Below are 13,458 nucleotides of genomic sequence, written 5' to 3' on the forward strand. Positions count from 1 at the left end.
CCTAATTCCTCTAAATAATAATACTTGCTATTTACTATTATAGTATTTCCAGACTATAAATCAATATCTAATTTAATATAAATCATTCTACCTTCCTTATCTTATTATAGATTCATCACAATTCTTGGTTAATTTTAGTATGAATTTTTCACAAAAACGTTATTTTTGTAATAATTCTGTTACATTTCTATAATGATTATGTTATAATAAATACAACAAAAGATAAGAAAACAAAAGTACATAAGATGACTAAATGTTTATTTTAATGTTGGAAAGACGGTATCCTATTGTCTTTCCAATAAAAATGTGGGGGATTAAAATGAGCAGATTACGTAAACATAATCGTAAAGTTGATCGATATACCACACTGATTTTAATGTCAAGATCCAGTAAAAATCCAGTATCTATTCGCATTCCCAAATGGTCTAAATATCCTATTTTATTAATTCTTTTATGTCTTATTACATATTTTTCAATGCTCTCATACCAACATAGCCAATATGTGAAAACTCTTGAACAAGAAAACGCTATTTCATCTGAAGTTATTGATGGTTTAAATAGTGAAATTGATCAACGTGACAAATCCATTGAGAATTTAGAAGGCACCACTAAGAGTCAATTTGTAACTTTAAAACAATTACAAGATCAGTCTGCTGACGTTAAATCTGACCTTAATACTTTACAAGAAGAGAAGACCAAATTGGAAGAAAAATTGGAACATACTGATAAGACCACAGAGACAAAACCTTCTAGTTTTAATGACGTGCAATTAGAAGAAGAACTATATTCTTTAGACATTTCAGACGAATCTCCTAGACAATTGCGTACTACAGCTTTATTTTCAGATAGCTTTGAATTTCAAGCTAATATGTTATATAATGAATTGGAACAAACTAAGACCAACATAAATGTAGAACTTAATGACCTTGAAATGATGGAACAAGAAGCAGATGTTCTCATTCCTTATTGGGATGCCTATCCTTCGATCTATCCTACAAATGGAACAATTACTTCTTATTTCGGATGGCGCTCTAGTCCAAGCGGATGGGGTTCAGAATATCATGAAGGCATTGATATGCGTAATAGTTATGGTGCCGATGTCTATGCAACGGGCAGTGGAACCGTTATTGATGCTGGCTACAGTCCCTCCTATGGGTACTACATAGTAATTAATCATGGTTATGGCATACGCACAAAATACGCTCATAACTCTCAATTATGTGTTGAAGCTGGTGATGATGTTAGTAGAGGTGATGTCATCGCAAAAATCGGTAGCACTGGTTATAGTACTGGTCCTCATATTCATTACGAGATTAAGGTTGATGGTGTTGCAAAGAATCCATTGGATTTTATTGACTAAGTAAATTCATTATACATTTATGACGTGTAGGAAGATAAGGAGGTTCAATACCTATGAAGAAGAAAAAAGCAAACTATGAAAAGATAAATACTTTTATCGCACAAGATGTAACCATCGAAGGTGGTACTTTAAAATCGACTGAAACTATTCGTATTGATGGTACATATATAGGTGATGTTATATGCCAAGGTAGCCTTTGTGTTGGTGAAACTGGTCAAGTTAAAGGTAACATTGAAGCTAATAATATATTAGTGGGTGGAAACGTTGAAGGTAATTTGGTAAGTGCAAATGAAACACATTTAGCAAATACAAGTACTGTTGTAGGTGACATTCGATGTGGAAGTTTTATTGTTGATGAGGGGGCTACATTCGAAGGTCATTGTAAAATGGTTGGTAACCCACCAAAGTCTGGTTCCAAAAAACCTGAAACAAATGAATCAAAAAAATAAGCCTAAAAGGCTTATTTTTTTGGTTCATTATTCCCATTTATAATTGTGTAATTGGCCCTCTTCTTGGAGGTCACTGAAGTTTTGTTGACGTAGTGCTTCGTAAAGTATAACAGCCACTGCGTTTGAAAGGTTCAATGAGCGCATTTCATAACTCATTGGTATTCGTATGCAAGTTTCTTCATTCTCCACAAGGATTTCTTCAGGAATACCAGCACTTTCTTTACCAAACATGATAAAGCTGTTTTCATCATAAGCTACATCTGCATAAGTATGACGTGCTTTTGTTGTTGCCATAAAAATCTTAGCTTCAGGATATTTTGCTTTAAAATCATCATAACTTTCATGGACAAATAATTTTAGCTTGTCCCAATAATCAAGACCAGCACGTTTAACTTGTTTTTCATCAACAGAGAAACCTAAAGGTTTTATTAGATGTAATTCTGCTCCAGTGCAGACACAAGTTCTAGCTATATTACCTGTATTTTGAGGTATTTCTGGTTCCAATAATACTATTTTTAAACTCATTCAATCACCTTTATCCTAGTTTTCACCTATGATTTTAGCATACTCCATTCTAATAAGCAATATCCTCACTAACGTACCAAACATATGTTTGCATTTGCAATTTTTGCATGTTATGATAGAATCTATAGAGAAAGTTTTCGAATAAAAGTGACCAAAACAGATTAACATAAGACCGGAAAGAACTAGTTACGTTTAATGTTAAGTTCAATACATATAAGATAAAGAGGTGACAAATTGGTAAACGATAAAGCAAACAGCTATGGCAATGATTCTATTTCATCTTTGAAGGGAGCAGACCGGGTTAGAAAAAGACCTTCTGTTATTTTTGGTTCAGATGGCTTAGAAGGTTGTCAACATTCATTTTTTGAGATTCTTTCCAACTCAATAGATGAGGCTAGAGAGGGATATGGAAATGTCATTGAAGTTATACGACATAAGGATCAATCCATTACTGTTAAAGATAGAGGCCGAGGTATTCCTCTGGATTATAATACAAAAGAACAACGTTACAACTGGGAATTAGTCTATTGTGAGCTATACGCAGGGGGAAAATACAATACCAATGAAGGAGAAAACTATGAGTACTCTCTTGGTTTAAATGGTTTAGGTGCGTGCGCTACTCAATATGCTTCAGAATATATGGATGTAACTGTTTATACAGATGGTTATGAATATCAAATTAGTTTTAAAAAAGGTATTGTTGCGGATGAAGGTCTTCGGAAGGAAAAGAAAAACTATCGAAGTTCGGGTACTATTCAAAAATGGAAACCGGATCTAGATGTTTTTACTGATATCAATATACCTCTAGCTTATTTTCAAAACGTATTAAAGAAGCAAGCTATTGTAAATGCAGGTTTGAAATTCATTTTAAAAGATGAGGAATCTGGTGAAAAATTTGAGTTTCTATATGAACACGGTATCATAGATTATGTTGAAGAAATTAACGATGGTAGAGGTTTAAGCGAAGCTATCTATTATGAAGATTCTGGCCGTGGAAAAGATCGTGAAGATAAACCTGAATACAAAGTAAAAGTTCAATTATCCTTTGCTTTTAATAATGAAAATAATCTCTTGGAATACTATCACAATTCATCCTATTTAGAGCATGGTGGCTCACCTGATAAAGCCGTAAAAAATGCTTTTATTTATGAAATGGACAAATTCATCAAGAAATTGAATCTCTATAATAAAAATGAGAAGAAAATTTCCTTTGTTGATATTCAGGATTCATTGATTCTTGTAACAAACTCTTTTTCAACCATAACTGCCTATGAGAATCAAACCAAAAAAGCTATTACTAATAAATTTATTCAAGAGTTTATGACAGACTTCATAAAAAGACAGTTGGAAATTTATTTCATTGAAAATCGATTAGATGCTGAGAAAATTGTTAATCAGATTCTCGTTAATAAACGTAGTCGGGAAAAAGCTGAAAAAACACGATTAAATCTTAAGAAAACTTTAGGTGGTAAAATCGACCTCAATAATCGTGTCAAAAAGTTTGTTGACTGTCGTAGTAAAGATAGTGAAAAAAGAGAACTCTACATCCTAGAGGGTGATTCTGCCCTTGGCGCATGTAAGTTAGCAAGGGATGCAAGTTTTCAGGCTTTGATGCCCCTTAGAGGTAAAATCCTTAATTGTTTAAAAGCTGATTATGATAAAATCTTTAAAAGTGATATTATCATCGATCTCTTAAAGGTAATAGGCGCAGGTGTTGAGATCAACACTAAACACAATAAAGATCTAGCTAATTTCAATATGGATAATTTACCTTGGAACAAGATTATTATTTGTACCGACGCTGATGTAGATGGTTTCCAGATCAGAACCCTTATTTTAACCATGTTGTATCGATTAGTACCCACTTTAATTCAAGAGGGTAAAGTATATATAGCAGAATCACCACTCTATGAAATCAATACAAAGAAAAAGACTTATTTTGCTTATTCAGAAATGGAAAAGAATGCAATCGTCAGTAAGTTAAGTGGTAAGTATAACCTTCAACGCTCCAAGGGACTAGGTGAAAATGATCCCGAAATGATGTGGACAACAACCATGTGTCCAGAGTCGAGAAAATTGGTAGAAATCGTTCCTGAAGATATGGAACGCACAAAGGAAATGTTCGAGATCCTTTTAGGTGATGATTTAGCAGGTAGAAAAAGCTTTATTACTGACAATAGTGACGAGTACTTAGAATTATTAGATTTAAGCTAGGGGGATATACATTGAATAATACGAAACAAAAAATCACAGAAACTCTGGAAAAAAACTATATGCCCTATGCTATGAGTGTCATTGTATCAAGGGCTATCCCAGAAATCGATGGATTTAAACCTTCTCAGAGAAAATTACTCTACACCATGTATAAAATGAAACTCTTAACTGGAAATAAGACCAAATCTGCCAACGTCGTTGGACAAACGATGAAGTTAAATCCTCATGGTGATCAAGCTATCTATGCCACCATGGTACGTTTAACCACTGGCTATGATGCTCTATTACTTCCCTATGTTGATTCTAAAGGTAACTTTGGTAAATCAACTTCAAGAGATATGAAGTTTGCTGCATCCAGATATACAGAGGTAAAATTAGATAACATCTGTCATGAAGTCTTTAAAGATATCGATAAGGACACAGTGGATTTTGTAGATAACTACGATGCCACACTATTAGAACCTACTTTACTCCCTACCACCTTCCCTAATATTTTAGCAAATCCGAATAAAGGTGTAGCTGTTGGTATGGCTTCTAATATTTGTTCTTTTAATTTAAAAGAGCTTTGCGAAACGACCATCAACTTTTTAGATGATAGATCTATCGATTTAACAGAAACACTACTAGCACCTGACTTCTCAACTGGTTGCTATCTGCTATACTCTAAAGATCAGATAAAGAAAATCTATGAAACTGGACTAGGCTCATTTAAACTAAGAGCAAAATATGAATATGCTAAAAAAGATAATTGCATTGAAATAAAAGAAATTCCATATACAACTACTGTTGAACAGATCATAGAGAAGATAGCTGATATGGCCAAAAATAATAAATTGAAAGAGATCTCAGATGTTCGTGATGAGACAGATCTTGGTGGTTTAAAGGTCACTTTAGATTTAAAAAGAGGTGTTGACCCAGATAAATTAATGGCCAAGTTATTCCGTTATACCACTCTAGAAGATAGTTTTTCATGTAACTTCAATATCCTTGTTAATGGTCGTCCTAGGTTAATGGGTATCAAAGAAATTTTACATGAGTGGACTGCATATAGAATTATCTGTATTAAAAGGCAACTTACTTATGATATTAGTAATCTTCAAAAGAACCTTCACTTATTATACGGTTTACAAAAAGTACTCTTAGATTTGGATGCTACCATTAAAATCATTAGAGAAACGAAGGAAAATAGATTAGTTGTCCCTAACTTAATGGAAGCTTTCTCTATCGATGAGACTCAAGCCAATTATGTGGCTGATATCAAATTGCGTAACATCAATAAAGAGTACATTTTAAATCGTATTTCAGAAGTTGGCGAATTAGAAAAAGAACTTGATAAGCTTAACCAAACTCTTAACAGCGAAAGAAGAATTAAAACAATCATTAAAAGGCAACTAAAAGAAGTCTCCAAAAAATTCGGTAAAGATCGTGTGACCGAAATAATGGATTTAGAGGCAGCTGTACTTCATCAACACGAAGATCATATCGAGGACTATAACTTAAAGTACTTTTTCACAGATCACAATTATTTCAAAAAAGTATCTTTAGTTTCTCTTAGATCTAGTGGTGATCATAAATTAAAAGATGATGATGAGCTACGTCAAGAACTGGATGGAAATAATCTAGATGAAGTACTCTTCTTCTCTGATAAGTGTAGTGTGTATAAGATGAAGAGTCACGAGATTTCAGATCATAAAGTCTCTCAATTAGGACATTATCTGCCCAACTTACTTGAGCTTCCAGATGATGAAAAGATTTTATTTGTTCATAATACAAGAGATTATCACGGCTATATGATCTTTGCATTTGAAAACGGTAAGGTGGCTAAAGTGCCTTTGAATGCTTATCAGACAAAAACTAATCGAAAGAAATTATTGAATGCCTATTCAGATTACTCAAAGGTTATTAGCATTCACTTTATAACTGAAGATATCCCATTTGCAGCTATTCGTTATGCTTCACCAAATGAATATCGTTTATCTGTATTAGATAGTTCATTAATTACTGAAAAAAGTACAAGAAATACAAGAGGGGTACAAGTTATTCGAATGAAGAAAAATTCTTCAATGTCACACTTTGTACCCGCTGATACATTGACTATTCATGATATGGATGAATACACTGTAGATGCTATACCTAAGTCAGGTAAAGAATATGATATGAGCCCTAGTAAGCAAATTAATTTAGTAGACTCTTAAATTATAGAAACCTCAGGTTTTAGAATTCCTGAGGTTTGTTGTGGATGAAATTGGTCAATCTGAGAAATAATAAGCATCGATAACAGTTTGACACTTCATCATTAATATTGTATAATAATAATTAGTAGTTTATAATCATTATTGAATAATGAATAGAAAGAAGGTGGGATACATGCAAAAGTTAGCTGAATTGTTAAAGGCTAAGAAACTTAAAGTTACACCACAACGATTAGCTATTTTTAACATGCTATACAATACAACTTCTCACCCAAGTGCTGAAACCATTTATAAGTCGTTACAAGAAACTCATCCAACAATGAGTTTAGCAACAGTTTATAAGACATTGGATGCACTTCAAAAAGCTGGACTCATCCAACAGCTTAATGTCGGTGAGGATTCTTTTCGATACGATGCAAATGTAAGTTCACACCCTCACGTTATCTGTTTAGAATGTAACAGAGTCTTTGATCTAGAATCTGATATTTTAAACGATTTACGTTCAAAAGTTGCATCTAATACAGATTTTGATCTTATTAGTGAAAAGGTCTATTTGTATGGTACTTGCCCTGAATGTAAAGAGAGTATGAAAGAAGAGTAGCGTTTAAAGAAGAGAAATAGAGGGATGCTTAAGCATCCCTCTATTTCTCTTCTTTTATCTTCTTAACAAATACTGTTATTCGTTCTAAAGCTATTTTTAACTGTTCTATGGAGTATGCGTAAGAAACCCTTATAAAGCCTTCTCCACAGTCTCCAAAAGCCGTTCCAGGCACCACAGCTACCCCTTGATCATAGAGCAACTTGGTACAAAACTCTTCTGAAGTCATATTTAACTCTTGAATAGATGGGAAAACATAAAATGCACCCAAGGGCTCAAAGCAAGAAAGTCCCATTTCCCTAAAACCATTCACCACTACTCTTCGTCTTCCGTTATAGGCTTTTTTCATCTCTTCAACGTCAACATCACCATTGCGTAAAGCTTCAATGGCTGCATATTGACTGGTTGTAGGTGTACACATAATAGCATATTGGTGAATTTTTGTCATGGCTCCTATCAATTCTTCAGGGCCTACTGCAAATCCCATACGCCATCCTGTCATGGAATAAGCTTTCGAAAAGCCATTGATAATAAGGGTTCTTTCCTTCATTCCCGGTAAAGATGCTATCGAACAGTGCTTCTTTTCATAGGTCAATTCTGCATAGATCTCATCAGATATAACGAATAAATCATGTTTAATGATAACCTCAGCAATCTTTTCTAACTCTTCTTTGGTCATTGTCGCTCCCGTTGGGTTATTTGGAAAGGGGAGAAAGATAATTTTGGTCTTATCCGTTACATAAGCCTCAATTTCTTCAGCTGTCAATTTGAATTCATTCTCTTCTTTAAGAGGAATCGTTATTGGTTTAGCACCTGCAAGAATGGTGCAAGGTTTATAAGATACGAAGCAAGGTTCTGGAATAAGTACTTCATCTCCTGGTTCTATCATTGCTCGTAAGGTTAAATCTATACCTTCACTACCACCTACAGTAACTAGTACCTCATTCACCTCATAGGAAAGATCAAATTTTCTATTCAGGTATTTACAAATCTCTTCTCTTAATTCCAGCATACCAGCATTAGAAGTATAAAAGGTCTTTCCCTTCTCTAATGAGTAAATGCCTTCTTCTCTAATATGCCAAGGTGTATCAAAATCAGGCTCGCCTACACCTAATGATATAATATTTTCCATTTCTGCTGCAATATCAAAAAACTTACGAATCCCTGATGGTGGTATTGCTTTTACAGTGTCATTAACTAAATTCATCATGGCGATACAACCATCCTTTCATCTTTTTTATCCTCTTCTAAGATCATTCCATAATCCTTATATTTCTTAAGTACAAAATGGGTACCAGTACTTATGACAGAGTCTAGGGTTGAAAGTTTTTCAGCTACAAATAAAGCTACCTCTTTCATGGTTTTACCCTCGATAATTACCGTTAGATCAAATCCACCAGACATAAGATAAACTGCTTTAACCTCTCTGAAACGGTAGATACGTTCTGCTATTTTATCAAACCCCTGTCCACGTTGAGGTGTTACACGTACTTCAATCAATGCTGTTACAACTTCTTTATCAGTCTTGTCCCAATTAATCAATGTATGGTAGCCACAGATTATTTTTTCCTTTTCCATTTCTTTAATTTCTTTTTGAATCTCATCTCTAGGACATTCAAGCATAATCGCTATATCATCAACTGTTATTTTTGAATTTTGCTCTAGGAGCTCTAGAATTTTTTGCCTCATTGTCATTCCTCCCTTACTAGCTAAAAATATTGTTTCTATTTTACCTTATTAAAGAGTTAAAGTAAAGATAAAAAAATAAAGACGGTAACTTTACCATCTTCAACGCTACCATAAACTCATTTGGGTTAAACACGATATAACTCATCTACTTCCGGTTCTTCTAAAGGATATTTTTTCTCACCATCTATAATCCATTTCTCTTGTTTACCCGTTATTTTACCAATAATACTAGCTTCAACGCCTTGGCTTCTTAGTTGCTTAATCAATCCTTCACCCTTTGGTGCAGCTATGATCATACATCCACTAGATATTAAGCGATAAGGGTCGATTTTGAAGTATTTGCAGATCTCAATAGTTGGTTGTTTAATTGGAATCTTTTTTACATCTATTTCGATCCCAACATTTGAACAAGCTGCTAGTTCCCATGCTGCTCCTAGTATACCACCTTCAGTCACATCATGCATGGCGTGAACACCGTATGTAGATGCAATCTTTCCTTCTTGAATCACTGACAAATAGTCCATATAACCCTTGGCTTCCTTGATCAGTTCAGTATCAATATCCGTTAAATCCTCTTCATGATCATTAGCAATTATGGCTGTTCCTTCTAACGCAGCCCATTTAGTCATGATCACATCATCATTGACCTTTGCTGTACTGGATGCTACCATGTGATCTTTTTTTACTTTACCAACGGCCGTTACGGATATAACAGGCTTAACAACAGCATCTGTTATTTCTGTATGTCCCCCAATGATATCCATGTTATTAGCTCTACAATGCTCATTTAACTCTTTCATAACTTGCTGAATTTGACTTTCCGTAGTTTCTGGAGGTAGTAATAAGGTTACCATTAATCCAATTGGTTCACCACCACTTGATGCTATATCATTAGCATTGATGTATACGGCTAGTTGCCCAATATTTTCTGTAGCTCCTGTAATAGGATCCGTTGATAAGACCAAAAGTTCATCATTGTCAATTTCCAGGACAGAACAGTCTTCACCAATTCTAGGTCTGACTAAAACCTCAGGTCTCTCCCCTTGAATCCCACCAATAATCGTTTTCTCTAATAGTTCATGCGGTACTTTTCCTATCTTCATTTCTTTCTCTCCATCTTTAGTTTAGCATCTATTAATTTGTTTCCTCTTCTGCATTAGCTTCTTCTTCATCTATATTTTGTTGTTCTTTTTCGTTTTCTTCGTCAATATTTTCTTCAATTATTTCTTCACTGGCATCATCTGCAATTGGTTCTGCAGCCTCCTCAGATTCAGCTTCTAGATTAACCGTTTCTCCATCCACCACTGTATCACCTTCTGGTACTACTTCTTCAGTTGGTACCATATCAGTTTCATCGTCCACATCTGCTGCTGCAACTTCCTCTGGTAGAGACTCAGTAATTTCTTCTTCCTTTTCAGGTGGAAGCTTCTTCTCCCCTGCTCGAGGGTAATAATAACTGTAGTCTACAAAAGCTGTTTCTATTAATACATCGTTTTCATATATTTCTTTATAAAGCTTTACACGATAACCATTTTTGGGGTTTAAAGTAATAACTTCTTCTCCCTCAGATAAGGTTTCATCATAGACTATTTTTTCAGGTGGTGGTGCAATCGTTTCAATGACAACAGGTACATATTTAACGCTTCGCTCTCTTTCTCGAGCCTCGTAGCCAAAAACTAAAGCATATAATTTATTATCTTTAAGATAGCTTTCGATGTAAAGAGGATAATCCGTATTGTTCTTAAACTTAAAATCCACTACATTACCTGAAACAGTTGCATCCTGTCCTAATGGAACATAGCCAACTGGCATTGAATGATTACGTCGCTCTACAATTTCCAACTCAGCGTTTAAAACAGCATTATAAAGAGTAGTGGCAACTTGGCAAACGCCTCCTCCAACTCCTGGAATAAGCTTTCCATTAAAAATGACTGGAGCACTATAATAACCATTTTCTGAGTCTACTGGTCCAATAGCTTCCATCAAAGAAAAGACTTCACCTGGTAATAATAAGGTGCCGTTCATTTTATTTGCTGCAACTTCTAAATTTTTATTACGATTGGGATTGCTATCACTAAAAGTAGTATAAAAACTTCCAAGTACGCTTTCAACATGGCTTAAATATTCTGTTGTCATAGTTGGCATAAATTCATTTACAACAAGCTCTACTCTTCCTTCTTCACGTAAATCCAGTTTCTCTTTTATACGATTATAACTTTCCTCAATGTCTAAGTCATAACTAATTACTTCTGGAGTAATACTAAATCCTCCATCTTCTTTACTAATTATAGCATCTTTCATTTCTTTATTAAAGCTTTCATTGATACTGATCAAAACTTCTTCAATAATGGCTTCATCGTATTCATATTTTAAGTCATAAGTCATTTTCTCAGTCTCAAGATTTGTGATCATCTCATATCTTTCCCTTAGGCTTCCCTCTTTTCCCACCTCATAGGCTTTATCAACTAATTGCTCTATGTTTGTCTCAAATCCCCAATCTTCATAGGTTAGGATCCAGTTTTGGTCTTCATAATATAAGATTAATTCCTTCTGTAGGTTGTCCTCAGTTATGTAGTCTTGCAGTACATGTAGGGCTTCACTTTTGGACATATTACCTACTTCGATATTATGGATTGTTATGCCTTGATAAATAATATCTCTATACACAACCTCTTTCATTTCTTCATAGTAATTATACACGCCGTAGCCTACACCACCAATGCCTGCTATGACTATGACAAAGATCATACAGAATATTAACACCTTTTTTCTCTTTTTTGATTGCATTTCATGGACCCTCCCACTCTTTCGTAAACATAGATTTATTATTTACCAGTTTTTTCTTTTTCATTCTATTTTTATGCTTGTCTTTATTATTTATTCATAATATTTGAAATGCTCAAGAGAAAACTGAATATGTCAGAAAAATATTAAGAGGCATATGATAAAATTAAATATCATATGCCTCCATTTATGCTTACTATTCTGTTATTTAATTAATAGATCATTAATCATACCACTAAAACTTCTAAAATCATTTTCATAAAGGAAATTATAGCTTTGCATTGGTACATCGATTTTATTGAAGTATCCTCTTGCTTGTTGCTTTTCCAAATCAGATAATTCATTCAAGTCAATTTGTCCTGAAAAAACCTCCGAAAACTTAATAGGTCCAGGTAAATAATTCTCCATCTTATCTATATAGAGTTGTCTAGTTTGGTCAGAATCATCTTCTGTAGTCACAAGCCAGACTGCCTTATCCACATCCTCTAATTCCGCCCTATGATTGGTAATAAAACTCTTCATTTGGAATAAAGGCTCATTATTATACATAGGTGTTCCCAATACTACAAAATCATAATCTCTTATATTCTTCACATTTTGTACATCCATTACATCTACTTGATCAGCATTTATACCTGATGCTATCCATTGGGCCATTTGTTCAGTACTACCGTGGCGCGTAGCATAAGATACCAGCACTTTATGATACATACAGCTCCTCCTCATCCATCAAAGTTAATTTTCACTTTTCTCACGTTATAGTATTTGTTTATAATGGTTGATTATACATAAAGGCCGCCAAAGCTATACAATATTTTGCATCGCTTTAGCGGCCTAAAATTATTCTTCTTTTAATGTTTAATTAACAACGTACGCCATAAGTATTCAAATACTTCACCACGAGTTACAATATGATTAGGGTCAATGCTTTCTTCTGTAATTAAACCAATTGATTGACCTTTACTCATATAGTTTGTTGGCCATGGTTCATTTGGATCAACTTCTGCACCAATAGCTCTTAACATCGTAGCTGTCATCTCAGCAAATGTAATATTTTGATTCGGCTTAAATGTTCCTTCAGGATAACCTGAAATAAGTCCTAATGCAGCAGCCTTTTCAATGTTTTGAAATGCCCAAAAGTCTTGGCTAACATCGCTAAAATCCAACTCTTCATTAGCTACTACATGCTTATCATCATAACCTAAGATCTTCACCAAAATTGTAGCTACTTCAGCTCGAGTTATGTTGTTATCAAGTCTTAAGCTACCATCTTCATAACCTGTTACAATACCAAGGGTTACTAATTGATTGGCTGCATAGGTTTGTTCGTCAGTAGCTGAGAAAACATTGACTGGTTGCAGAAATAGGACAAAGGCTAATAACAGTCCTAGTACTCTTACGCTTTTACTCATTGGTTTACCTCCATTGTGCAATAGAGTATCATACTCTTTAATATAGGTAGTACTGACTCATGATAAGCATTATACCATTTAAGCATTACAACCTGATAACAAAGGTGATAACTTTCTATTACAATCTTGGTGCCATCACTACCTCATATTTATGATAAAACTTTCCTCAGCTCTTAATTCAATATTAATTTCCAATAAGTGTCATGATACCTGCTAAAACCGGTAATACAATTGC

12 protein-coding genes are annotated in these 13,458 nt (G+C 34.2%); 5 read left to right on the forward strand and 7 right to left on the reverse strand.

The window, feature by feature from the left end:
• Window positions 1-319 precede the first annotated feature (319 nt).
• Together C1Y58_RS08175 and C1Y58_RS08180 are read left to right on the forward strand one after the other, a co-directional pair.
• Window positions 320-1,360, forward strand: coding sequence for a M23 family metallopeptidase (locus tag C1Y58_RS08175; protein WP_157950017.1), 1,041 nt, complete (start codon window positions 320-322; stop codon window positions 1,358-1,360).
• Window positions 1,361-1,413: 53 nt separating this feature from the next.
• Complete coding sequence (locus tag C1Y58_RS08180) at window positions 1,414-1,809, forward strand: bactofilin family protein (RefSeq protein WP_105615524.1); 396 nt, start codon at window positions 1,414-1,416, stop codon at window positions 1,807-1,809.
• Window positions 1,810-1,836: 27 nt separating this feature from the next.
• Here the strand turns inward: C1Y58_RS08180 and trmL are convergent, their stop codons facing one another.
• Entirely contained in the window at window positions 1,837-2,334 is a 498-nt protein-coding gene (gene trmL, locus C1Y58_RS08185; protein WP_105615525.1) for a tRNA (uridine(34)/cytosine(34)/5-carboxymethylaminomethyluridine(34)-2'-O)-methyltransferase TrmL, read from the reverse strand.
• A gap of 234 nt (window positions 2,335-2,568) precedes the next feature.
• Here trmL and C1Y58_RS08190 point away from each other — a divergent pair, with 234 nt between their 5' ends.
• The 3 genes from C1Y58_RS08190 to C1Y58_RS08200 all read left to right on the forward strand — a co-directional run bounded on the left by C1Y58_RS08190 (window position 2,569) and on the right by C1Y58_RS08200 (window position 7,341).
• The gene (locus C1Y58_RS08190) at window positions 2,569-4,548 is read left to right on the forward strand and encodes a DNA gyrase/topoisomerase IV subunit B (protein WP_105615526.1); all 1,980 of its coding nucleotides are present in this window, start codon (window positions 2,569-2,571) and stop codon (window positions 4,546-4,548) included.
• 11 nt (window positions 4,549-4,559) lie between these two features.
• Window positions 4,560-6,743: a DNA topoisomerase (ATP-hydrolyzing) subunit A gene (locus C1Y58_RS08195; protein ID WP_330404405.1), complete on the forward strand. Its 2,184-nt coding sequence runs from the start codon at window positions 4,560-4,562 to the stop codon at window positions 6,741-6,743.
• Window positions 6,744-6,915: 172 nt separating this feature from the next.
• Window positions 6,916-7,341, forward strand: coding sequence for a transcriptional regulator PerR (locus tag C1Y58_RS08200; protein ID WP_105615527.1), 426 nt, complete (start codon window positions 6,916-6,918; stop codon window positions 7,339-7,341).
• Window positions 7,342-7,381: 40 nt separating this feature from the next.
• Here C1Y58_RS08200 and C1Y58_RS08205 read toward each other — a convergent pair whose 3' ends face one another.
• The 6 genes from C1Y58_RS08205 to C1Y58_RS08230 all read right to left on the reverse strand — a co-directional run bounded on the left by C1Y58_RS08205 (window position 7,382) and on the right by C1Y58_RS08230 (window position 13,223).
• Complete coding sequence (locus tag C1Y58_RS08205) at window positions 7,382-8,548, reverse strand: pyridoxal phosphate-dependent aminotransferase (protein ID WP_105615528.1); 1,167 nt, start codon at window positions 8,546-8,548, stop codon at window positions 7,382-7,384.
• Window positions 8,545-9,027, reverse strand: coding sequence for an Lrp/AsnC family transcriptional regulator (locus tag C1Y58_RS08210; RefSeq protein ID WP_105615529.1), 483 nt, complete (start codon window positions 9,025-9,027; stop codon window positions 8,545-8,547). Before C1Y58_RS08210 ends, C1Y58_RS08205 begins: the two co-directional genes overlap by 4 nt.
• Before the next feature lie 125 nt (window positions 9,028-9,152).
• Window positions 9,153-10,130, reverse strand: coding sequence for an AIR synthase family protein (locus C1Y58_RS08215; protein WP_105615530.1), 978 nt, complete (start codon window positions 10,128-10,130; stop codon window positions 9,153-9,155).
• Between the two features lie 31 nt (window positions 10,131-10,161).
• Window positions 10,162-11,814, reverse strand: a complete 1,653-nt coding sequence (locus C1Y58_RS08220) for a VanW family protein (protein ID WP_105615531.1) — start codon at window positions 11,812-11,814, stop codon at window positions 10,162-10,164.
• A gap of 201 nt (window positions 11,815-12,015) precedes the next feature.
• A complete protein-coding gene (locus C1Y58_RS08225; RefSeq protein WP_157950018.1) occupies window positions 12,016-12,522 on the reverse strand; it encodes a flavodoxin domain-containing protein in 507 nt (168 codons plus the stop codon).
• Between the two features lie 140 nt (window positions 12,523-12,662).
• On the reverse strand, window positions 12,663-13,223 hold the full coding sequence (locus C1Y58_RS08230; protein WP_105615533.1) for an S-layer homology domain-containing protein: 561 nt from the start codon (window positions 13,221-13,223) through the stop codon (window positions 12,663-12,665).
• Between the last annotated feature and the right edge of the window lie 235 nt (window positions 13,224-13,458).

Source organism: Vallitalea okinawensis (genome assembly GCF_002964605.1).
Classification (GTDB): Bacteria; Bacillota; Clostridia; order Lachnospirales; family PQDH01; genus Vallitalea_A; species Vallitalea_A okinawensis.